Here is a 21,350-nt window from a genome sequence, read left to right as displayed (position 1 = left end):
CCCGGACGTCACCCGGAGGTGCGGATCATCGCGACGGCGTTCCTGGCCCGCTCCACGTTCTCCTGGGTCATCCCGCCGATCTGGATGTCGAAGTTGATCTCGCTCCCGTTGGCGGGGTCCCAGGCCCGTACACGCAGCAGACCGGTCTCGGTGAGGTGGAACTCGACCCGGAACGGGGTGCCGGCGGGGCCCTGCGGCAGACCGGACAGCAGGGCGTCACCGATGTGGACGTTGTGCTCCAGGTCCTCGGAGGCGACCGAACCGGCCTGCTCCCAGACGTCGATCTCCACCGACTCCTGGTGGTCGGACACGGTCGCGAAACCGTCCTCGGCCGTGGCGGGCAGGGGTTCGTTGGCGCGGATGAGGTGGCTGACGAACCGGCGCGCGGAGTCGGGGTCGCGGGCGAAGACGGGATCGTCGGTGTCGACGACCTTCACGCCGAACGCGCGCGGGGCGACGCTGGTGATCGACTTGTCCGCGAGCTGCTCGACCTGGGCGGTGGGGATGTTGAGCGCGGCCGCCACCTCTCCGGCCCGGCGTGCGCGGTCCCCGTCGTCGGCGGCCGCCCCCATGACGTTCTTCACCTGGCGCACCAGTGCGAACAGGGCCGCGCCCTTGGCCACGGCGAGGTCGGGCTCGTGCATGTGCGCGTCGAACCCGAACCGGTCGCGCAGTGACCGGGCGACGACCGGCATACGGGTCATCCCGCCCACGAGCAGGACGTCGTCGAAGTGGGTGACCCCGCGCTCACGGGCGGCCCCGACCGTGCGCTCGGTGATGGCCAGGGTGCGTTCGACCAGGTCGGAGGTGAGTTCCTCGAAGTCGCCGCGGGTGAGCTCCACCCGGACGGCCGACCCCTCGAACCGCAGGTTGTGGCGGGCGTTCTCACGGGTGCTCAGGGACTTCTTGATCTGCTCGGCGGCGGTGGCCAGGTCCTGGAGGAACTGCTCGTCGCCGCTGGGGTCGGGGTCGGGGTGCTCGGAGACGAACCGCTCCAGCAGGAAGTCCGTGAGTTTCTCGTCCCAGTCCGCTCCGCCGAGGCGGTGGTCGCCGTCGGTGCACACCACGCGGACGTCGTTGTCCTCCACGCGGATGACGGTGGTGTCGAAGGTCCCGCCGCCGAGGTCGTAGACGAGCAGGTGCCGGACCCCGGCGTCGGTGTCCAGGCTCTGGTAGTGCAGGGCCGCGGCGACCGGCTCGGGGACGATGTCCAGGACGTTGAGGCCGGCGATCTCCCCGGCCCTGCGGGTGGCCTCCTTCTCCGTGATGCCGAAGTAGGCGGGCACGGTGATGACGACGTCCTCCACGGTGCCGCGGTCGTGCTCCCCGGCCGCGCGCGCCAGCTCGCGCAGGATCAGCGCGGAGATGGTCTCCGGGGTGTGCGTGTGGCCGTGGAACTCGTAACCGGCCGACTCGCCCATCTGCCGTTTGACCAGGGAGACGACCTGTTCGGGGAAGAGGATCGCGGTGTTCTTGGCCTCCTCGCCCACGACCACGTTGTCCGCCGACTCGAAGTAGACCACCGAGGGCGTGGTGTCGTTGCCCATGGCGTTCTTGGCGATGGCGGCTCGCCCGGTGTCATCCACCGAGGCGACACAGGAGTAGGTGGTGCCAAGGTCGATTCCGTAGGTGGTCATGGGCCCTTTCCTGGTCAGGGGTGCTCGGGGTCGGGGTCGACGTGTCGGAAGAAGTGCGCCTGGACCCTGCGGCGGACCCGCCCGGTGGCGGCGTCCCGGAATCCGTGGGAGACGACGCGCGCGACGGTGTGGGCGCGCTCGGGGTCGGGGTCGTCGACGGTGGACAGGGGCCGGTGCAGGTCCGGCCGGAAGGGGTCGCCGGCCTTGGTGTCCACGGGTTCGACCCCGACCCGCTCCAGGGCCAGGAGGGCGTCGTCGGCCAGGCTCGCCAGAAGGTCGGCCAGGCGGCCCTGGCCGCGCTCGCGCAGACCGCCGGACTCGCGGTCGAGCTGTTCGTACAGGTTGATGAGGTCGGTGATCACCGGGTCGAGGACGGCGCGCCGCTCGCCCGCCTTGAGCTCCTGGTTCTCCGTGTGCAGCCGGTCGATGACCGCCTCGCGGTGACGGGCGCGCTCGTCCAGTCCGGCCAGCCGCTCGTCCAGGGCGGTGACCTGTGCGGAGAGCCGCTCCCACGCGGGTGGGGGAACTGCGGCCGAGGCGTCGGGACCGGCCGGGGCCGTGTCGGAGGTGTCCGCCGGCCGCGGTGGACGGGCCTTGGGGGCGTCGTCGGGTGATTCCATCGGTGCTGCCTTTCACCGCGGTGTGCGCGGGCGCGCATGACGGCCCCGCTGCTCGGAGGAGGCCGGGCGGACCACCGGGGAGGGGGACGGAGAGGGCCTGGGCGTGCATGAGCATACTCCCGAACCCGGGTTTTCACGGGGAGAATACGGGCGTGCGGTGGGAACGCCGGGAGCTGCGCTGTCCCGACCTGGGAGGATCCCCCTCGTGCAGGGTCGGGGCACCGGTCTGCTGGCCGAAACCGGACAGGGGGGCGCCCGGAATCGGGGAACCGCCGCGGCGGAGCGGAGGCGTCGACGGCGGTGGTCCGGGCCACCGCCGCTGTGGGGAGCCGGGGCGCCTTCCGGACGCTCCTCGCGGTCGCGGTGTTCGGCCGTGCCGGGGTCGTCCTGGACCGCATCGTCCTGGACCGCGTGAGGGCTTCGGGGACGCCGGTCGGCGAGCCCCGGGGAGCCGGTGACACCGTGCTGGCGCCGGGATCAGCTCGCCGCGGGTCCCGGACGCGGACGGGTGACACACGGGCGCCCCTGTGACGCTTCACCCCCGGTCCGGAGCACCGTTCCGGCCCCGACCGCTCGGGGACTCGGGCAGACTGTCGGGGACGGCACCGCACCGAACCCCCGGTCGCGGGCCCGGACCCCGACGCCGCACCGCGAGAGGAGACGCTCCCCGTGTCCCCCGCCCTCCGTCCGCGTGCCCTGGTCGTCGCCGCGGTCGCCCTCGCCGTCCCCTGCGTCGTCGCCTATCTCCTGCCGCCTCCGTGGGTCCTGCTGTTGATACCGGCCGTCCTCCTCGCCGTGGGCGTTATCCTGGTCCGCCCCGGCACCGCGGCCTCCGGGACCGCCGACCCCGGTGCCGCGGCTCCCGGAGGCCGGTCGCCCACCGCACAGGGGGCCGCCGCCGGGGGAGCGCCGGGCACACGGGTGCGCCCGGTCGCACTGCCCAGCGCGGTCGAGGATCACCGGTTCGACTTCTCCGCCGTGGTCCACTGGCGCTGGGACGGTCACATGGACCTGCGTCTGCGGCATCCCGTCGGCCCGGCCGTGCTCGCCGTCGTGACCCGGGCGGCCGAGCTCGCCCGGGAGGTCGACCCCCACGACCGCGGACTGGCCGAGTGCGAACTGGGGGCGCTCCTGGCCGTCGAACGGGCGGTCACCGGTGCCGGGATCGTCGTGTGGGCCGAGGACGTGCGGCTGCGCCTCCCGGACGGGGACGTCGAGCGGCTGTGCCGGATGGCCGACCTGCGCAAGGACCGCGCGTTGCGGGAGGCGATCCGCGCGGCCGAGGAGGACCTGGGCGCGCTTCCGGCCCCGCCGCACGCACCGGGGGCGGACCTGGTGGGGGCCGACGAGCCCGACTACGCCGCCGACTACGAGGAACTCACCCCCTTCGACGGCCCCGACCTGCCCCCGCCCCCCGGACCGGGCAGTGACGTCGACGGTGAGGGTTACGAGAGCTACTGGTGGCCCGCCGACGACGCCCCAGGGCCCCATCCGGCCGAGGAGGACGTCCAGGTGGCCATCATCCGCGGCCTCATCGACTCCGCCGGGGACGCGGACGCCCGCACGGCCTTCGCCCGGGACCAGGTGGGCGTCCTCGAACGCGGCGGTTTCACCGGGGTCGCGAGCCGGCTGCGGGGGCTCTTCCCCGAGACCGAGGGCGGATCCCGGGCCCACGACGGATCGCACGAGGCCGGGGACGGCGCACCAACCGTCCCCGGGGAGCACGGATAGGCGCCCGCGTCAGTCCAGCGCCGCGTCGAGCCGCTCCCCCAGGTCCTGGCTGAGCATCCGGGAGTAGGTGCCCGTCATGTGGTGGGAGTCCCGGTAGACCACCACGTTCCCCACCACGGCCGGGCACGTGCCCGCCGCGCAGAACCGGTCGCTGAGATCGATGAGGGCGGCGTCGCCGTCGATCATCCGGACGGCCCGCTCCTGGGGGTCGTCGAGCTCCAGCGCCTCCTCCTCCGACCGGTCGCACCGGGACAGGTCGTCGGTGTTGGCGGCCAGGCACTCCAGGACGTCCTCGCCCGTACGGGGCGTGTCCCGGATCATGACCACGTCCGTTCCGGCCTCGCCCACCCGGTCCCACAGCCGGCTCATCCCCTCGGCCATGAGGTTCCGCGCCTCTCCCGGCGACACGTCGTCGGCGGGGTCCGCCATCGCCGACGAACTCGTGACCGCCATGTCCGGGCGCAGGGTGAGCAGCTCGTCGACCACGGCACGGTTCCACGTCCGGCACTCCTCGTAGGGCTGTGACTCCGACCGCCTGGTCAGAGTGTCCGTGAACGCGCACGCGGACTTCGTGAACACCACCAGCCGCCAGCCGCGCGCCAGCGCCAACTCCTCCAGCGCCGGGATCCACTGCGCGCTGTGCGAGTCACCCACGACCGCGACCGTCACGGCGGCGTCCGCCACGCCGTAGACGCACGAGGTGTCCGGTGCCGTGGCGTCCTGGGAGGCCTGGCAGCCGTCGTCGTAGACCGCGGGCAGGTCCTCGGCGGCGTCCAGCGGGGCCGGGTACATGAGATCCCCGGAGGAGGGCAGCGCACGGTCGAGCGCCGCCGGCCCCGTGTGCACGGAGGGATCGAAGGCCACCGATCCGGCACGCTCCACCCGGACCAGGCCCACGGCGGCGACCGAGCCCACCACGAGCAGGCCCGCGAGGGCGACGAGGAGCGCCCGGCGCCCGTCGGGCACCAGACCCCGGTCGCGCACGGGATCCTCCACCCACGCCTTCGTCCCCCACGCCAGCAGGAGGGAGAGCGCGGCCACGACCGCGACGTCGAGGATCCCCAACCGCTCCCGCCCCGTCACCGCGAGGGTGAGGATGATCAGCGGCCAGTGCCACAGGTACAGCGAGTAGGACACGTCCCCGACGAAACGGGCGGGGGCCGTGCTCAGCAACGCCGACGCGGCCGGGAGCCCGGGGGAGTCCTCGGCCGCGATCACCGCGACGGCACCGAGGACGGGCAGGGCCGCGGCCCACCCGGGGAAGGCCGTACCGGAGTCGTAGAACACGGCGGCCGCGATGATCGCGGCCAGACCGAGCCACCCCAGGGGGAGCCTGAGCCAGGGGGGCGTGCCGCCCCGCGCCAGCCCCACCGCGAGCAGTCCTCCGGTCGCCAGCTCCCAGGCGCGTGTGGTGGGAAGGAAGTACGCCGCGGCCGTGCCCTCCACGGCCGACAGGACCGAGGCGGCCAGCGACGCCGTGAACAGTGCGCCGAGGATCGCGACCAGGAGCCCGGCGTCGGCGCGCAGCCGCCGTCGGGCCAGGGCCCACACGGCGAACAGCAGCGGCCAGACCACGTAGAACTGCTCCTCGACCGACAGCGACCAGAAGTGCTGTACCGGGCTGGGCGGCGCCTCGGCGGACAGGTAGTCCACCGCCTGGTCGGCCAGGTAGAGGTTCTCGACGTAGGCGGCGGAGGCCACCAGCTGCCACGCGGTGTCGGCCAGCCGGGTCAGCGGGAGGAGGACGAGCGAGGCGGCGCCCGTGGCCACGAGCACGACCGTCGCGGCGGGCAGGAGCCGCCGGACCCGCCGCACGTAGAACCGGCCGAGCCGGACACGGCCGTCGTGCCCGGCCGCCTCGCGGTACAGCAGCGAGGTGATGAGGAAGCCGGAGATCACGAAGAACACGTCGACGCCGACGTAGCCGCCCGGAAGCAGACGGGGGTCCAGGTGGTAGACGAGGACCAGCAGCACGGCCAGGGCGCGCAACCCCTGTACCTCGGGGCGGAACCTGCGGCCGTCGTGCGCGGCCGCGGGCGGTCCGGATCCGTCACTCGGCCGGGGGGTGGTTCGTGGCGTCGGACGCCACACGAGGTTCGGGCGCATTCCGTTATGTTGCCGTCGTCACCGCGGGGGACAAAGCCGACACGGGGGGCGTTGGCGCAACCTCAGTCCGGAGTTCACCCGACGGCCTTCCGGGAGTCGCGTTCCCTTCCCCGACCACGGTTTCGGGGCCCGTCGCATCCGGCCGCGCCCGTCCTCCCCACCGGTCGGGGTCCGCTTCCGGGCCCTCCCCCGCGGGGTGGCGCGGACTCGGCGAGGGCTCCGAGGTTCCCTTCGACGACGGGGCGATCGGTCGGGGCGAACTGGAGGGGCGGGTCCGCGACAGCGCGGAGGCACGGCGGGCCGCTGCCGCCGCGGAGCACTCCGCGCACGCCTTGGAGGAGCAGCTGGTGGGGCAGGACCGTGCCGCGCTCGTTCGGGCGCTGAACGCCGCGTCGCCCCGGCCGGACACCTTCGCGGTCGAGGCCGCGACCGAGGACGCGTGTGACTGACCGAGCCTGAGGAACGGGCGGGGCCACCCGACCCCGCCCGCTTTCGTGTCCCCCGACACGATGAACGTTCCGCGCGCCGGTTCCGTCATGACAGGGGAAGAGAGGACCAGGATATGGCGGGATTCCGTGGTGCGCGGAGAACCGAGGATGTCGCGGCTGACGAGGAGGGCACGGCCAGGATCCGTGCCGTACTCGCTCTGGGCGGGGTGCCCTGGGACGACCTGGACGACGGGGTCCAGGAGGTCCGTCTGAAACTCCTCCAGCACAGTGCCCGAGCGGAGAACGCCCCCATCCGTCGGCCGTTGGCGTGGTTGGCCGTCGTGGCCTCCCGGGTCGCCGCGGACTGGCACCGGGGCAGGACACGGGAGGACGGCCTCCGTGAACGGTTGGCCGTGCGGTGGTCCAGGCACCCCGCGGCGGCCGGAGGTGAGGAGGAACGCGTCCTCGCTCTGACCGTGGCCGACTGTCTGGACGAGTTGCCCGCCGCGCAGCGGCAGCTCCTGACCCTGCGCTTCTACGCCGACCTGACGGTGCGTGACATCGCGGCCGTCCTGGAGATCCCCGAAGGCACGGTCAAGAGCAGGCTGCACAAAGCTGTGGGCGCGATGCGCTCGAAGCTGGGCGACACGGAGGTGAAGGACCATGGGTGACGGTTTCGAGGACCTCGAGGAGCAGCGGCTGCGCCGCGCCTTCCGGTTGATCGGTGACGAGGTCGGCCGTGCCCCGGGAGGCGTCGGGGCGCGAAACGTCGCGACCGCCAGGCGTCCCCGTTGGCGTGTACCCGTGGCCGGCGCTCTCGGCGCGGTGGTCGCCGTGTCCGCCGGCGTACTGGCCGTCACCGTGCTGAACGACGCGGGAACCGGAATCTCCGGGGAGGAGGAGGCCGCCAGCGCGGGCCGGGGACAGACACTGCCGGAGGCCATCGCCTGTGCCCGGACGATCGTCGAGGGTGAGGTCACCTCCGTGGAGCAGGCCGGGGAACCGCACACGGTGACGCTGTCGATCGCCGTCCGGGAGTGGATCAAACCCGACTCGGGGGATCCGACGGTGCGGATGACCGTTCAGGACCCCGCCCACGTCGATCAGCTGAACGCGCTCGAAGCGGGAACGGACATCCTGATCATGGTTCCGGAGCGTCCCTCGGACCAGGCGGCGATCTACGAGGGGGACCAGATCCCCGCCGGGAGGTCCGAGATCACGCGGGACCTGCCCGAGGCCGAGTACACCGAGTGTCCTCCGGAGTGGCGCGACACCGACGACACCGCCGAGTGAGGGCGGGGGCGCGGTGCGGCAGCGGCCGGGGCGGTGCGATTGGTTGCGCTCAGTGCGTCGTTGCACTGAGTGCATTCATATCCCTAGTCTGAGGTCATGACAGAGCACCACCCGTCTCCCGCGCCCGATCGGCGGGAGGCCCTCAAGGCACGGCACCGCAGGGCCATCGTCGACGCGGCCGCGCAGCTGATGACCGAGATCGGCGGCACCGACTTCACCGTCGACCAGCTGGCGACACGGGCCGACGTCTCGCGCCGAACCGTGTTCAACCACTTCAGGTCGGTGGACGACATCACCCTCGAGGTGTTCCACGAGATGCTCGGGGCGGTCCTGGACAACGTCGAGGCCAACTTCTCCGCGTCGGCGGTCGAGCGCCCCGACGACCCCTCGATGTTCGACCGGCTCGCGGGCGCTCTGCGCGCCACCGACCTGGTCACCCCCATCACCGAGCTCACCCGGATCTTCGGGGAGGGGGACCACGGGCCCCAGCCCCGTCAGGCGGTGCTCTTCGAACGCGCGATCAGCACACTGGGATCCCGGATGGCGGCCACCACCCTGCGCCACCACCCCGCGGCCGACCCCCTGGAGGTCGACCTGATGTGCGGCGCGCTCGTCGGCGGGGCGCTGGTGGTGGTCCGGCACTGGGAGCAGCGCACCGGGGGAGTCGACTCCGCCGGGTCCCGCCGCGTCTGGGACGAGCTCCTGAAGCGCATGATCAGGGTGAACCGCGACGGGTTCGGAGCTTTGGCCTCCGACGCCGACGCGTCCTGAGCGCGCCCCCCAGCCCACCCACCTCCCTCTGCGAGCAACCATGGCTGAACTTCTCCACAGACTCGGGCGAGCCTCGGCGCGGCGCGCCCGAACCGTCATCGCGCTCTGGCTGGCGCTCCTGGTGTCGGCCGGCGGCGCCTTCTCCCTCTTCGCCGGGGAGTTGGAGGACAGTTTCTCCATCCCCGGTACCCCCACCGACCAGGTGAACCAGCGCCTCAAGGAGGAGTTCCCCGGTATGGGCGGCGGTGTGGGCACCGTCGTCTACCAGAGCGAGGACGGGTCCGCCCTCACCGAGGAGCAGCGGCAGGCCATCGGCGCACGCGTCGAGCGGGCCGCCGAGGTGCCCGGGGTCGAGGACGTCATCGACCCGTTCGCGACCGAGGACGAGCGGGCCGAACGGTGGGAGGAGCTGGCAGAGGGCCGTGAGCAGCTGGACGCCGGTCGGGCCGAACTCGAGGAGAACCAGGAACGGCTCGACGGGGGCCGGGCCCGGGCCGAGGCCTCCGGCATCCTCGACGCACAGCTCGAGGCCGGTTTCGACGCGCAGCAGGCCGAGATCGACGTCCACAGGCAGACCATGGAGGCCGAGGGCGAGCAGCTCGACCGGGGCGAGGCCCTGATGGACATGGCCGCCGGTATCCGCACCGTGTCCGAGGACGGAGCCACCGCCCTGGTGAACGTCTCCTTCACCGACAGCCAGGAGGAGGTCTCCCAGGAGACCAAGGAAGCGGTGATCGCCGTCTTCGAGGACGGCCCGGTGGCCGGAACCACGGTCGACTTCGGCGACGACATCGCCATGGCCCTGCCCAGCCTCGTCAGCGCCACCGAGGCGATCGGCGTGATCGTCGCGGGCGTCGTGCTCGTGGTCATGCTCAACACCCTCGTGGGCGCCGGACTGCCGATCCTGACCGCCCTGGTCGGCGTCGGTATCGCCACGCTCACCGCGATGTCGCTGTCCGGTGTGCTGGAGATCGCCACGGTGACACCGATCCTCGGGCTCATGCTCGGCCTCGCCGTCGGCATCGACTACGCGCTGTTCATCGTCAACCGGCACCGCCGCCAGCTCAGACAGGGCGCCGGTGTCGCCGAGTCGATCGGGCTGGCCAACGGCACCGCGGGCAACGCCGTGGTCTTCGCGGGCAGCACCGTGCTCATCGCCCTCCTGGGCCTGAACCTGACCGGTATCGGCTTCCTCGGCCTCATGGGGAGTGTGGGCGCCATCGCCATCACCTTCGCCGTGCTGATCGCGGTGACGCTCGTTCCGGCCCTGCTGTCGCTGGTGGGCACGCGCATCCTGTCCCGTCGCGAGCGCGACCGCCTCGCCGCCGGGGACGGGCGCGACCCCGCCGGTGGGCCAGGCGCCGGGCCCGGGCCGATGTCCAACCGCGGGGCACTCGGCCGCGCGGCGATCGCCGTCCTGGCGCTCGGCGTCGTCGCCCTTCCCGCCCTGGACCTGCGGGTGGGGATGCCCGACGGCTCCTCGCAGCCCACCGACTCCACCCAGTACCGCGCCCACACCGCCGTCGCCGAGGACTTCGGGGAGGGACGCAACGGGGCCCTCCTGGTCACCGCCGACCTGCCCGGCGGTCCCACCGACGAGGCGGCCGAGGCCAACGCGGTGCGCTACCAGTACGAGGTCGCCGAGGAGCTGTACTCCCACGCCGACGTCGCCGCGGTGGCGCCCGTCGGGGTCTCGGACGACCACACCCTGGCCATCTTCCAGGTGGTCCCGGCGGAGGGTCCGGCCAGTCCGTCGACCGAGGAGCTGGTGCACACCCTCCGCGACCTGGAACCCATCCACGGCACCGGGACGCTCGGGGTCGCCGGCATGGCCAGCGGCAACATCGACATCTCCGAGACACTCAGCGAGGCGCTGCCGACCTACCTCACGGTGGTCGTGGGACTCTCCCTGTTCATCCTGCTATTGGTGTTCCGGTCGGTCCTCGTGCCGGTCGTGGCCACGCTCGGGTTCGTCCTGTCCTACCTCGCCGCACTCGGCGGTGTGGTCGCCGTCTACCAGTGGGGCTGGCTCGGTGGGATCATCGGGTTGGAGAACCCGGGGCCGATCCTGAACTTCCTGCCCACCCTCCTGGTGGGCATCCTGTTCGGCCTGGCGATGGACTACATGCTCTTCATCGGAACGGGGATACGTGAGGCCTACGTGCACGGCACCCCGGCCCGGCTCGCCGTCGTGCGCGGTTTCCGCGCCGGACGCGCGGTGGTCGCGGCCGCGGCGATCATCATGATCTCGGTGTTCGGCGGGTTCGTCTTCTCCGAGACGATGATGATCAGCTCCGTCGGTTTCGCGCTCGCCTTCGGCGTCCTGATCGACGCGTTCGTGGTCCGTATGCTGCTGGTCCCCGCGGTCATGCACCTGGCGGGGGAGGCGGCCTGGTGGCTGCCGGGGTGGCTCGACCGGATCCTTCCCGACATCGACGTGGAGGGCTCGGCCCTGGAGCGCGACCACGCCCCGGAACGGGCCGTGGCGGAGGAGGAGACCGGCGCGGAGCCGCCGACCGGGAACGGGATCGGCGTCGGCTCGGGGCGGGCCTGACCTTTGGTGCACCCGAACGCGTCGGGCGGGGGCATCCGGCGGGGCGGTTCCGGCGGTGGGCCCTCGCGCCCCGCCGGATCCCCGCCGCCGAACCGCGTGGAGGGTCAGGGCCGCAGCCGGAACGGGTGCCGCCTACCGTTGAGCCACCGGCCGAGGACGGTCGAGCGCACCAGCAGGTGGTAGCTCACCAGCAGCACCAGGCACGTCGCGCCGAGCACCGCCCCCAGCTTGACCGGTACCGGCCAGGGCTGGTCGGCGACCAGGATCTGACCGAGCACGAGCAGCGGCATGTGCAGCAGATAGCCCCAGTACGAGGCGTCCGCGACGTAGCGGACCGCCGGCCGTTCCCGGGTCAGGTACCGCACGCACACACCGACGAGGCAGTAGGTCCAGGCCCAGCCCGCCACCGCGATGAGCGCGGCCCCGACCGGAAGCGGAAGGACCTGTCCGAAGTCCGCGCCCGCGGCGACCGAGGCGGCCACCGCCACCACCAGGTACGGGATCCAGCGGCCGGACAGCCGCGGCAGCGCGTCCCGGCCGCGGCGCAGCGCCCACCCCACCGCGAACGCGCCCAGGTAGGGGATCAGCGAACCCGCCTCGGGAAGAACGGTCGACGGGGCCACGATGCCTCCGCTGGAGACGTCCCCCTGGATGAGGAGACCCACCAGGTACGGGACGGCGGCCAGCAGCATCCCGCCCGGCGAGGCCAGCAGGTCACCGGCGCGCGAGACCGTCCCCCGCACGCGTTCGGCGCCGAGCAGCCGGTACGCGACGGTCCTGGCGACGAGGACGACCACCACGGCCTGCGCCAGCGTCCAGAGGAACCACAGCTGCCCGGGGCCGAAGACGCCCAGAAGGCCCGGGGCGCTCTGCGGGGGCTCGGGCGGGGGCAGCCCGCGCCACGCGGAGTCGGCCACGGCCAGCAGGCCCAGGGTGGCCACCGAGACCGGCCAGAAGACCACGGCCGGCAGCACGATCCGGGTCAGCCGGTCCCTGAGGTAGTTCCACGGGCCGCGTCGCTCGAGCACCATGGCGCCGAAGTATCCGGCGAGCACCATGAACAGTGACATCCGGAACAGGTGGATGAGGAAGACCAGCGGTACCACGGCCGCCGTGGGGGAGGGGTCGGTGACCAACCACGGGAGGCCGGGGACGAACGGCAGCACCGCGTGTAACAGGATGCCCAGGAGCAGGGCACTGCCGCGCAGGGCGTCGAGGCCGTGCAGACGGACTCCGGCGGGGGCTGTCGCGGGGGCGGGTTCGGTGGTGTCCTGGTTCATGTCCCCGACGCTAGGGACCCGGCCCGGCAGCGACCATCGACCGACCGGACAGAACGCCTCCACCGATCGGTGGATCCTGCGGCGGTGGCCCCGAGCCGGGAGACGCCGTGGCCCGTGCGTGCTCCGGACCCCGGCTCCGGCCCCGACCGGTGTGTCACCGCTGTCCCCGTCGGTGGCCCGGCTCGCGGTCAGCCGGGGATTCCCGGCCCGGCGGATTCTGTGGCCGACGCTGCTGACGGTGCCGTTGATCGCGGTGCGTCCGGTACGGGGAGAGCGGGAGTTGGGGTCGGAACGGACGGGGCCGGGGCCCGAACCGATTCTGGGCGGCGCGCCGGGACCCGCCCTCGGAAACCGGCAATGATTTAACGTTTTACCGGTTCAGGGGGTCGCCCAATGCGGTCGTGTGACGTAACCACGCGGTCTGGTGTGTTCTGTGCCTGTAGCGAACGGTTCCGGCTGTCGGTAGCTGCGGATGCCGCGCCGTTGCACCGGCCGGGCACACCTCCTGAGGACCTTTGTTCCCCGTGCCCGGCGTATCTGGTCGGCCGCCGAGGGGGCGCCGACGAGACTCCGGGGGCGGCCCGACCTCCGCTCCGGTCCGGTGGCGGGCCGATTCCCTGATCCGCGCGGGCATAGGATCGGCGGCATGGCAACCCGGCTTATTCAAATTCATATGAGTGCTCTGGATGACTCGGCGCTCGGCGAGTTCTGGGCGAAGGTCCTCGGCTGGGAACTCTCCAGTGAGGGTCCCGGCGTGACCAACCTGGAACCCGAGGGCTTCGACTATCCGGACCCCGTCGCCGTCTGCCTGGACATCGTCGCCGTCCCGGAACCCAAGACGGTGAGGAACCGTGTGCGTATCGACCTCGCCACGACCTCCGCGGACCATCAGAGGGAGCTGGTCGCGCGTCTCAGGGATCTGGGAGCGACGCCCGCCGACCCGGGCCAGGGCGACGTGCCGTGGACCGCCCTGGCCGACCCCGAGGGTAACGAGTTCCGTGTGCTGGAGCCCCGGGAGACGTACCGGGACACCGGGCCGGTGGCCGCGGTGACGGTCGACTGCGTCGACCCCCGGGCGATGGCCCGGTTCTGGGACGAGGCGATGGACTGGACCCTGCACGAGGTGAGCGACGATCACGCGGTCATGCGCTCCGCCAAGGGCGTCGGCCCGTATCTCGAGTTCCTCCGCGTGCCCGACGCCAAGACCGTGAAGAACCGCGTCCATCTCGACCTTCGCCCGTACCGCGGCGACGATCAGGCGCAGGAGGTGTCCCGGCTGCGGGAGCTCGGCGCCACCCTCGTCGACATCGGCCAGGGCGACGTGCCGTGGACGGTCCTGGCCGACCCCGAGGGCCACGAGTTCTGCGTCCTCACCCCGGCCTGAGGCGGAGCCGTACCGACCAGGTACGGGGGAGCGCCGCCTCCGGTGCTCCCCCGGCCAGCGTCACCGACGGAGGCCCTCCGCCGGTGTGGGAGCCCATCTGGCCGGTGTCGTCCGATACCGGCGGCCGGTACCGGACGACACCGGGGCGAACGATCTTCAGGCGTGGCGAGCGGCGGCCATCCCCGGAACTCGGAAGGCCGCAGTGCTTCCGGAACCCATGCACACTGCCCGCGGCGGAGGGCTGCACCCACTGCCAACGTTGATCGACACGTGCTGTCCGTTCCCCTCGACGCAGCCTTCTTGTCGACCTTGATCCATCCGTGGCCGGGGACCCACCCCTGCGCTCATCCGTTGCGGGGGATCCCGTTCTCCGGCCACTGGTGGCCCGCTGCTTCGACGTGGAGTTTGAAGGTGTGGGCGTCGGCGTGGGTGTCGAACGGCTCGGACTGGGGTGCTCCGCCACGGGTGCCGCCCAGGCGCCATTTCACCCAGTACCGGGTGCGCCCGTCGGCCAGTATGCGCTGGTTGATGGTTGCCATGCGTGGACCATCGCTTGGGTGCGGGACGAAGCGAAGGGAATCGGCGGAAGATCTTCGAGAACCTTCGCTGGCTTGGTTTTCGCGGGGCATGGATATATCCCTGTTAAGGGATATGAAAATCAGTATGTCGGTTCGATGAATTTCTTTTTGAGAATCTCTTATTCCTACACGGCTGTGGTGAGACGTTGGGTGCGAACGTTGAACACCGCGTCGCAGGATTCGCGTACAACTTCATTGTGGGTGGCGACCACCACCGCGCATCCTTCTCGGGCCATCTCGCGCAGGGTGTCGATGACCATGCGCCCGTTGGCCTCGTCCAGCGCACCAGTCGGCTCGTCGGCCAGCACCACGGTGGGTTGCTTGACCATCAGCCGTGCCAGAGCGACGCGTTGCTGCTCACCACCAGACAGTCGGTGCACCTTCTCCTTTTCTCGCTTGGCCAGGTCGACACGATTCAACGCCTCTGTCTGGAGATTCCGGTCACGCCCGACCACGTCGAGGTTCTCCTTGATCGTGGCGTTCTCCATCAGTGCGTAGTTCTGGAACAGGTAGCCCAGGTGGGCTCGGCGGAAGCGGCGCCGACCGCCCGCGCCGAGACGCGTGATTCTCTTGCCGTCGTGGACGATGACTCCGCCACTCGGTTTCTCGAGGAGCCCCAGGCAATTGAGCAGGGTTGTCTTGCCGGACCCGGAGGGTCCGACGAGGGCGAGCATCTCACCGGTGCGGACGGTCAGGTCGACGTCCTGCCACAGGGTTCGTTCACCGAAGGACTTGGTCAGTTGGAGAGTGCGAATCACGGGTGGACTCCTTAGGCCTGGGAGGCGCCTTCATGGACGATACGGCGGTGGAAGAACGCCAGCGTGGCGATGGTGATCGCCAGGGAGACCAAGGCGATCACCGTGGCGTAGAACGGTTCGGCCCCCGTGGTGCTCATCGCCGAGGGAGGTGCTGGCCGGGTAGGGTCGTTTGCCGTGGCCAGAGTGGTGACGGTGCTCCAGGTGGCCCAACCCACGAAGGCCGCCGAGATCGTTCCCTCGACGGCCAGCAGCCGCCGGTGTGTGGCGGTGAAGGACCATCCGCTGAGATGTCGGGCGAAGATGGTCTGTGCTCGGGTACGCACGTGGATGATGCACGCGGCCACAGCCGTCAACAGCAGCACGGCGCTCGCACCCATGAGGTTGAACACTTCGCTGCGCAACGTGACCAGCGTGTTGGCATGTTCTATCAGCGCGCTGGTGGTGAGGGTTTCGACCATGGAGATGTAGCGGGACGCTTCGGGATTATCGGTCCGGAACTCCTCGACCACCTCCGGGTCGGGGAAGACGGTCTCCCGCCCGGACATGTGGGTGACGTAGCTGCTGTCGGACATCACCTCGCCGTTGGGCAGGGCGATGATGACCGGTTCGCGCAACAGGGGCAGGAACATCGGCCCGTCGAAGCGCTGCGCACCATAGGTGAACATGGTCTGGTCGTCGGCGGCCAGCAGCACCTCGATGTTGAAGGTGCGCTCGGCCCTACCGTTCACCTCCAACCAGTTGTCGATACCTTCCACCAGTTGGTCGGTGTAGCTGGAGGCGGAGGAGGGCGCGATGACGCGAATGGTCTCGTCCGGCCCGTAGCGATCTCTGGAGGGCGAAAGGACCTCCTGCTCGGTCAGGTAGGTGTCGTTGACCAGGAGGATGGGGTGGTCCATGCCGGGTGCTACCACCCCGGACGGGTCACTGGGCAGGATCGAGAACGGGTCCACGTGCACAGCCAGCACCATGTCGCCCTCGGAGTCGACCTGACGAAGCCACGGCCCGAGTTCGTCGTCGACGGCCTGTTCGTCCGACCAGCCGTAGTTGGCGCTGAGCGCGGGACGCGAGGTGTCACCGTACCGCTCGTAGACCTCCAGGCCGATGCGCTGATCGCGGGCGTTCTGACCGGCGGTGACGACGGTGCCGACGATGACCAGGGCCAGGATGAGTACGGGAACACGCACCAGGTAGATGGCCACCGTGGTACTGCGTATGGGTAGGCGGCCCTTGAGCGCGGGGAGTATGTCAGTGGTGTGTACCAGACCGAGCACGGCGGCGTGCACGAGCAGGCAGGGCAGGACGAGGATCGCCAGGAACGCCAGTGCCAGCGGCGCGTAGAAGCCGAACTGGTTCCACCCGTTGTAGAAACCCAGAAAGGCCAGCACGACGGCGGCGACTACGGGCATCGCTATTGCGTACAAGCGGGCGACCTTGACCAGGTCCTCGCGCAGAATGGCCGCATAGGAGTGGCCTTGGAGACGCATGACGGCATAGTCGCGAGAAGCGAGCAGGACGCCGGCACCGACAGCGGTGATGGTACCGAGCAGGGCGACAGCCATGAGGTTGAGCAGGTGGCCGCCGGTGAAGAAGTGCCACAGTTGGGTGACCTGGGTTCCGGGAGCCTCATGCAGGCCGTGCTCAGTAAGCGCGTCACGTAACACGGGCTGGGCCTCTGGGGCGCCGAAGATGAGGTAGTGCCCGTTGGGCCCCACCTCGCCGAACTCGCTGATGGGGTGGGTTCGTACCGTGAAGCCGCGGCTGAAGGACGGGTATTCCTCCTCCAACCATCTGGCGTAGCGGGAGTCCGGTTCGGAGACGGCCAGGTACATGTGGGCCAGCGATGAGGGTTCGTTGACGTCGAGGATGGTGTAACCGACGGCAGCGTCGTACTCGTCGGCGATTTCCTGCACGGTGCGTGCGACATCGTCGATGTCGTGGGTGCCCTCGTTCTCCGTGATCCACACCATCTCCGAGTCTTCGAGGACGTAGATCGTCTGCTCGGCGGTGGCGGCGAGAAGGAAAGCGATGAGCGCCGCGAACGCGATACACGCCGTGTAGGCGAAGGAGAGGATTCTGTTCGGCACCTGGTGGTCCTGTCAGGGGATGGGCGGGCTGGCAGCCCGCCGGTGAAGCTGTACCGGCGGGCTGCGGTAGGGGCGGTGGTCAGCAGCTAGCGCGCCAGTACGCCTGATTGTTGCCAACGGCACGTGGCGCCTCGGCCCTGGCCCAGGAACCGGCGTATGCGGAGTCACGGACGGTTCTGGTACCCACCGCAGTGGCCCCGTGGCACACGTAGTTGTTGTGGTAGTACGAGTAGCTGGTGCCAGCGCCGGGAATGCCGGTGACGCCGTGCTGCCAGGTGCCGCCACCGACGTACTCGGTCGTCGCCGTCGCGATACCCGCGGTTCCCGCGGTGATGCCGGCGGCGATGAGTGTGGCCATGGACAGACGCTTGAGGGTGTTCACAGGGTCTCTCCCTAGGTCAGCAGCTTGTGCGGTAGTAGGTCTGGTTGTTCGTCCACGCTTCGGGGGCATCGGCGAAGGAGGTTCTTCCGGCTCCGGCCGAGGCGCGATCGACGTAGGTACCCACAGCCGTGGAACCGTGGCAGGTGGAGCCGTGGTAGTAGTTCGAATACACACGATTGTTGATGATGCCGTGGTCCCATGCGCCGCCTCCGACATAGTCGACGACCGCAGAGGCGATGCCGGTGGCGCCGAGAGCCAAACTGCCGGTAAGTAGCACGGTGCTTGCGGCACGTCTGAGGTTGTTCTTCATGGGTGGCTTCCTTGGTAGGAGTTGTTGTCGTCCGGTCACGCATGGCGACCGGCCCCAAGGAAGCTAACAGTGATCATTCAGATACGACAGAACTCTTTTACCTGCGCAAATAAGAGCACCCTGCGAAGGAACGTTGTTTCACCTGGTATTTCATTCCAGGTGGTGGAGGTGTCCGGAGCTGGCCATGGCCGTATCCGGCACACTGGGAAACACTGGCGCCCAGGGCATCGGTGTGTGGTTTCCCGGTGCCCGCAAGTGGCTGGTGGGCGGTTTGTCGGTCCCCCTGTTGGCGGTCTTGGGCGACTCCACCGTGGCCATGGTGAACTCGAGGTTGGGGCGGTGGAAAGCTCGCCTTGGGTGCGGCCGGGGGCTGGTGCCAGTGCGAGTCGATCCGCAACCAAGTGCCGCCATGGCCGACCTGTTTGGTTTTGCGTGGGTTGTCCGCTTCACGCCCTGGCTTGTGCACCCCCGTGCACCCGCTGGTGCACCCCGGCAACGCGAAAGGCCCTGACCGACGGATGTTTCCGGAGGTCAGGGCTTTGTCGGCTCTGGGGTGAGTGACGGGACTTGAACTGCGGTGGGGAAGCGGCCTGACCTGGGAAAACGCGAGAACCCGCAGGCAGTGGGGGAGGCGGCTGCTCGGTTGCGCCGGGTTGCCCCGCGTTCCGCTGGGGAGTGTGCACCCTCCGGGTGCACGTCCTTGGCCCGTCTGGTGCACCCCCCGGGGGGGTGCACCACAGTGGTTCTGTCTCTGTCATCGGACTTTAAGTTCCGAAGTCAGGACGGCGTCCGACGAATCTCAACATCGTGATGGTCGCTGGCCACGACCTTTTCATCCTTTATGATCCATACCTCTACGTAGTGTTTGCCGCAGTAGCGTGCGGTTTCAACGATCTGAGCCCCACGCTTCTTCGTGATTTGGCCGCGTAGGTCACGTGCGTTCTCGGCATCCTGTCCGTGGTTACGGACCTTCCACCAGATCTCGTACGGTGGTGGAGCGTCGGTGGTTACCATAAATCTAATGTTCCACCCTTTCGGGGCGAATCTGGCCCTTCGGAGATCAGACGAGCGGCTTCTGGTTGGATGCTTGACGCGGGCAGCGATGTGAGCCCGAAACCCACCGGATAATGGAATCCCCATTTCCTCGATGAATTTCTCGTTTGGTGCCCGTGAGGTCAAATTTTCGGGCTGTGTGCGCTTGGTGGAGGAAGACGACTCGACGGTAGTAGGTGCTCTGAATCCGTTGCCGAAGAGATCTTGCCAGAGCCGGATGCTTTTGTCCTTGTCCTCCTCGTCGAGGGCTGCGCGCATACGTATGGCATAGGAGTGGACGCACTTAGCGAAGTTGGCGTATTTGTCTTGGTCCCACCGGTGGTTGAAGCTGGTCTGCGGGCAACTGGGGTCAGCGATGATGGGTATCTGAGGATGCATGTCCAGCCACGCCGACAGGTCTTCGATGAGATGAACGAGCGTGTTGGCTACACCGCTGTAGCGGTTGTCCGTGTCGTAGACCTGGACCCGTTCGCCGAGTAGAGCCGTGAGGATGACCGAGGGGATCGAGAAGGTGTCTTTGGAATCCCGGAGGTACTTCACCAAGCGGATCACCTTGCGCAGGTGGCCGCCGGCAAGCGCATCCTTCTCTTTCATCCAAGCGGTGTAGCCCTCGGGGTTGGTCTCCTCGAACTCCTCATCATCCGAGTTGACGATTACCTGGCGATCATCGGGAAGGATAAGGTGCGGAACGATATCCACGTGGCAGTCGCCAGCGTATTTGATTCGAACGCAGCGGTTCTTCTCGATTACCTTTGAACTGTAGTTACTGCTGCGATTCAGTGCCTTGTATAAGGCGTCTCGGTATTTGGAGGGGGTGGATTCCCAGCCTGTCTGGACAGTGACGTTGAGTAGAAAGTCGGCGTCGAACTCGTCATTTTTTCCGGCCACCGGTTTAATGATAGTTCGGTGGGCCCAGGATCCTTGTGGGGTGTGGTCAAGGACCAAGGGGCCGAACTCCGGGTCGCTGTTCAGGTAGTTGAGGATGGCAGTGACGTGGTCTTGCAGTTGGTCGAGGCGGGTCTGATTGAGGTTTACGGTGCCCTTGAGGAGGGTGTCGAAGTAGCCGTTCAGTTTCACTTGATCTCCAGGGCAGGACGGTATCCGTAGTTGGTGCGGTCGTAGATCGTCAGAGCAGGGTGGACCTGGTGGTCGTGGAGGCGGCCCAGGCTCACCGCCGCTGAGAGAGGCACAGCTGGCAGGACGTGGAGGCGTCGGATGTACTTGGCGTCCGCCTCGATCTCGGAGAAGAACTCCCGCAAGCATTGCTGGAAGTTGGAGAGGCTCACCCGGTGCCGCATGACGTCCGGGACGGCTCTCGCATCCATCGGGCTAATCAGATAGCGAGGTAGCCCGGTCAGGGGGGCTGGAAGCTCCCTGGTCTGGATCGTGCCAGAGATATTGAGCACTAGCACGGCCTCGCTACCACCTTCTGGCTGCAGTTCCAGGCTGCGGTGAGCGCTGAAGATGACGGCTTGCCCCTCGTCGCTCCAGGCCCAGGACTCGCTGTACCGATGGCGCTGGTAGACGTCGGTGGGCACGGTGTCGTCTAGCCGTGACCCAAGGTAGACGAGCAAGGGAAGACGCGCGAAGCCGAAGATGCTTAGATGCGATACGTGGTCGTTGGCGATGCCTTCGTTGAGCTTGTGGTCGATCACGCGATCAATTACGGCCTTGGCCTGGCGGTAGTAGTCGCCGTTGGCACTGTTCTCGCCGGGGGCCTCTCGAAGATCCATCGTGGCCTCGCCGAGAACGTGGCGCAGATCGATCTCGATGCCGTGGCGGGAGTAGGACTCAAGGTAGAGGGGGATGCGGTTGCCCGAGGCGAGAACGGCCGAGGAGGCTGTCTCCCGAGTGAGTTCGACCTCCTGACCTCGAACCTGACCGATCATCCGTACCACGGTGGTGGTGCGGCCAGGAGCGATCCCTGTCGCGTGCTTGATCCGATCCTCGTGGGCTCGTTTGATTTCACGCAGCTTTTCTACAGTGAAGTGATCCAGTGTTTCGCGGGCGTCGATCTCGTCGTGTTCGTCCGCGCAGACCAGCATGAGGTTGTCTGCGGTGTCGCGCATGACGAGGTTGCTTCGGCCTCGCGGGGAGCCGGGCGTGTTCTGCTGCCCCACGATGTGGGCGAGTTCCCCCAGCCGGACGGGTCTGCCAGTCATCGTCCCGTCAAGGAGGTACCGATTGCACAGTGTGCACCGGCCGCCCGAACGGACCCACACTTCCAGCCTGACTTTGTCAGGCAGGGTCTTCCGTTTGCTGCCACCCTTGCTTGACGCCAACTTGACCTCGCAGGACATCACTCAGCGGCTGTGCCGGGAGCCGACTCCATCACACCCGGCACGAAACACTCGGTTCTCCGGCCCTGTGTGCCGTGTTCT

At 69.1% G+C, this 21,350-nt stretch carries 17 protein-coding genes; 6 read left to right on the top strand and 11 right to left on the bottom strand.

From position 1 onward, the window contains the following. Positions 1–8 precede the first annotated feature (8 nt). A complete protein-coding gene (locus tag ACTVAJ_RS14720) occupies positions 9–1,637 on the bottom strand; it encodes an Hsp70 family protein (protein WP_470388704.1) in 1,629 nt (542 codons plus the stop codon). A gap of 14 nt (positions 1,638–1,651) precedes the next feature. Continuing rightward, positions 1,652–2,257: a nucleotide exchange factor GrpE gene (locus ACTVAJ_RS14715; RefSeq protein WP_470388703.1), complete on the bottom strand. Its 606-nt coding sequence runs from the start codon at positions 2,255–2,257 to the stop codon at positions 1,652–1,654. Positions 2,258–2,926: 669 nt separating this feature from the next. Here ACTVAJ_RS14715 and ACTVAJ_RS14710 point away from each other — a divergent pair. Next, the gene (locus ACTVAJ_RS14710) at positions 2,927–3,988 is read left to right on the top strand and encodes a hypothetical protein (protein WP_470388702.1); all 1,062 of its coding nucleotides are present in this window, start codon (positions 2,927–2,929) and stop codon (positions 3,986–3,988) included. A gap of 9 nt (positions 3,989–3,997) precedes the next feature. Here ACTVAJ_RS14710 and ACTVAJ_RS14705 read toward each other — a convergent pair whose 3' ends face one another. After that, positions 3,998–6,094 carry an acyltransferase family protein gene (locus ACTVAJ_RS14705; protein WP_470388701.1) on the bottom strand — a complete coding sequence of 699 codons (2,097 nt, stop codon included), beginning with the start codon at positions 6,092–6,094 and terminating at the stop codon, positions 3,998–4,000. A gap of 562 nt (positions 6,095–6,656) precedes the next feature. On the opposite strand from ACTVAJ_RS14705, the gene ACTVAJ_RS14700 reads away from it, so the two are divergent. From ACTVAJ_RS14700 to ACTVAJ_RS14685, 4 genes are all read left to right on the top strand, one after another. Then, positions 6,657–7,193 (top strand): RNA polymerase sigma factor, encoded by a 537-nt coding sequence (locus tag ACTVAJ_RS14700; RefSeq protein WP_470388700.1) that lies wholly within the window; start codon positions 6,657–6,659, stop codon positions 7,191–7,193. Then, on the top strand, positions 7,186–7,815 hold the full coding sequence (locus tag ACTVAJ_RS14695) for a hypothetical protein (RefSeq protein ID WP_470388699.1): 630 nt from the start codon (positions 7,186–7,188) through the stop codon (positions 7,813–7,815). The genes ACTVAJ_RS14700 and ACTVAJ_RS14695 overlap by 8 nt, the downstream gene beginning before the upstream one ends. 96 nt (positions 7,816–7,911) lie before the next feature. Continuing rightward, the gene (locus ACTVAJ_RS14690; protein WP_470388698.1) at positions 7,912–8,586 is read left to right on the top strand and encodes a TetR/AcrR family transcriptional regulator; all 675 of its coding nucleotides are present in this window, start codon (positions 7,912–7,914) and stop codon (positions 8,584–8,586) included. Between the two features lie 40 nt (positions 8,587–8,626). After that, entirely contained in the window at positions 8,627–11,140 is a 2,514-nt protein-coding gene (locus tag ACTVAJ_RS14685; RefSeq protein WP_470388697.1) for an MMPL family transporter, read from the top strand. Positions 11,141–11,244: 104 nt separating this feature from the next. Here ACTVAJ_RS14685 and ACTVAJ_RS14680 read toward each other — a convergent pair whose 3' ends face one another. Further along, the gene (locus tag ACTVAJ_RS14680; protein ID WP_470388696.1) at positions 11,245–12,420 is read right to left on the bottom strand and encodes an acyltransferase family protein; all 1,176 of its coding nucleotides are present in this window, start codon (positions 12,418–12,420) and stop codon (positions 11,245–11,247) included. Positions 12,421–13,093: 673 nt separating this feature from the next. On the opposite strand from ACTVAJ_RS14680, the gene ACTVAJ_RS14675 reads away from it, so the two are divergent. Continuing rightward, complete coding sequence (locus ACTVAJ_RS14675) at positions 13,094–13,804, top strand: VOC family protein (RefSeq protein WP_470388695.1); 711 nt, start codon at positions 13,094–13,096, stop codon at positions 13,802–13,804. Positions 13,805–14,148: 344 nt separating this feature from the next. On the opposite strand, the gene ACTVAJ_RS14670 is transcribed toward ACTVAJ_RS14675, so the two are convergent. The 7 genes from ACTVAJ_RS14670 to ACTVAJ_RS14640 form a co-directional block, all read right to left on the bottom strand. Further along, entirely contained in the window at positions 14,149–14,343 is a 195-nt protein-coding gene (locus ACTVAJ_RS14670; protein WP_470388694.1) for a hypothetical protein, read from the bottom strand. Between the two features lie 164 nt (positions 14,344–14,507). Next, complete coding sequence (locus ACTVAJ_RS14665) at positions 14,508–15,140, bottom strand: ATP-binding cassette domain-containing protein (protein ID WP_470388693.1); 633 nt, start codon at positions 15,138–15,140, stop codon at positions 14,508–14,510. Between the two features lie 11 nt (positions 15,141–15,151). Then, on the bottom strand, positions 15,152–17,224 hold the full coding sequence (locus ACTVAJ_RS14660; RefSeq protein ID WP_470388692.1) for a bacteriocin-associated integral membrane family protein: 2,073 nt from the start codon (positions 17,222–17,224) through the stop codon (positions 15,152–15,154). A 79-nt stretch (positions 17,225–17,303) separates the two neighbouring features. Next, on the bottom strand, positions 17,304–17,606 hold the full coding sequence (locus tag ACTVAJ_RS14655; protein ID WP_470388691.1) for a lactococcin 972 family bacteriocin: 303 nt from the start codon (positions 17,604–17,606) through the stop codon (positions 17,304–17,306). Positions 17,607–17,622: 16 nt separating this feature from the next. Further along, positions 17,623–17,916 carry a lactococcin 972 family bacteriocin gene (locus ACTVAJ_RS14650; protein ID WP_470388690.1) on the bottom strand — a complete coding sequence of 98 codons (294 nt, stop codon included), beginning with the start codon at positions 17,914–17,916 and terminating at the stop codon, positions 17,623–17,625. A 777-nt stretch (positions 17,917–18,693) separates the two neighbouring features. Beyond that, positions 18,694–20,046, bottom strand: coding sequence for an SMODS domain-containing nucleotidyltransferase (locus ACTVAJ_RS14645; RefSeq protein WP_470388689.1), 1,353 nt, complete (start codon positions 20,044–20,046; stop codon positions 18,694–18,696). After that, positions 20,043–21,038 carry an SAVED domain-containing protein gene (locus ACTVAJ_RS14640; RefSeq protein WP_470388688.1) on the bottom strand — a complete coding sequence of 332 codons (996 nt, stop codon included), beginning with the start codon at positions 21,036–21,038 and terminating at the stop codon, positions 20,043–20,045. Before ACTVAJ_RS14640 ends, ACTVAJ_RS14645 begins: the two co-directional genes overlap by 4 nt. Positions 21,039–21,350 lie beyond the last annotated feature (312 nt).

The sequence above is a fragment of the Nocardiopsis sp. KDC1DS13DA1 genome (assembly GCF_055632325.1).
Note: the sequence above shows the minus strand (reverse complement) of the source record. Positions and strands in the feature narration are given on the sequence as shown.

What these genes read in the sequence shown, in the direction of transcription:
- ACTVAJ_RS14720 (WP_470388704.1), bottom strand. Translation starts at nt 1,637, where the DNA reads ATGACCACCTACGGAATCGACCTTGGCACCACCTACTCCTGTGTCGCC.
- ACTVAJ_RS14715 (WP_470388703.1), bottom strand. Translation starts at nt 2,257, where the DNA reads ATGGAATCACCCGACGACGCCCCCAAGGCCCGTCCACCGCGGCCGGCG.
- ACTVAJ_RS14705 (WP_470388701.1), bottom strand. Translation starts at nt 6,094, where the DNA reads ATGCGCCCGAACCTCGTGTGGCGTCCGACGCCACGAACCACCCCCCGG.
- ACTVAJ_RS14700 (WP_470388700.1), top strand. Translation starts at nt 6,657, where the DNA reads ATGGCGGGATTCCGTGGTGCGCGGAGAACCGAGGATGTCGCGGCTGAC.
- ACTVAJ_RS14695 (WP_470388699.1), top strand. Translation starts at nt 7,186, where the DNA reads ATGGGTGACGGTTTCGAGGACCTCGAGGAGCAGCGGCTGCGCCGCGCC.
- ACTVAJ_RS14690 (WP_470388698.1), top strand. Translation starts at nt 7,912, where the DNA reads ATGACAGAGCACCACCCGTCTCCCGCGCCCGATCGGCGGGAGGCCCTC.
- ACTVAJ_RS14685 (WP_470388697.1), top strand. Translation starts at nt 8,627, where the DNA reads ATGGCTGAACTTCTCCACAGACTCGGGCGAGCCTCGGCGCGGCGCGCC.
- ACTVAJ_RS14680 (WP_470388696.1), bottom strand. Translation starts at nt 12,420, where the DNA reads ATGAACCAGGACACCACCGAACCCGCCCCCGCGACAGCCCCCGCCGGA.
- ACTVAJ_RS14675 (WP_470388695.1), top strand. Translation starts at nt 13,094, where the DNA reads ATGAGTGCTCTGGATGACTCGGCGCTCGGCGAGTTCTGGGCGAAGGTC.
- ACTVAJ_RS14670 (WP_470388694.1), bottom strand. Translation starts at nt 14,343, where the DNA reads ATGGCAACCATCAACCAGCGCATACTGGCCGACGGGCGCACCCGGTAC.
- ACTVAJ_RS14650 (WP_470388690.1), bottom strand. Translation starts at nt 17,916, where the DNA reads ATGAAGAACAACCTCAGACGTGCCGCAAGCACCGTGCTACTTACCGGC.
- ACTVAJ_RS14640 (WP_470388688.1), bottom strand. Translation starts at nt 21,038, where the DNA reads ATGCGCGACACCGCAGACAACCTCATGCTGGTCTGCGCGGACGAACAC.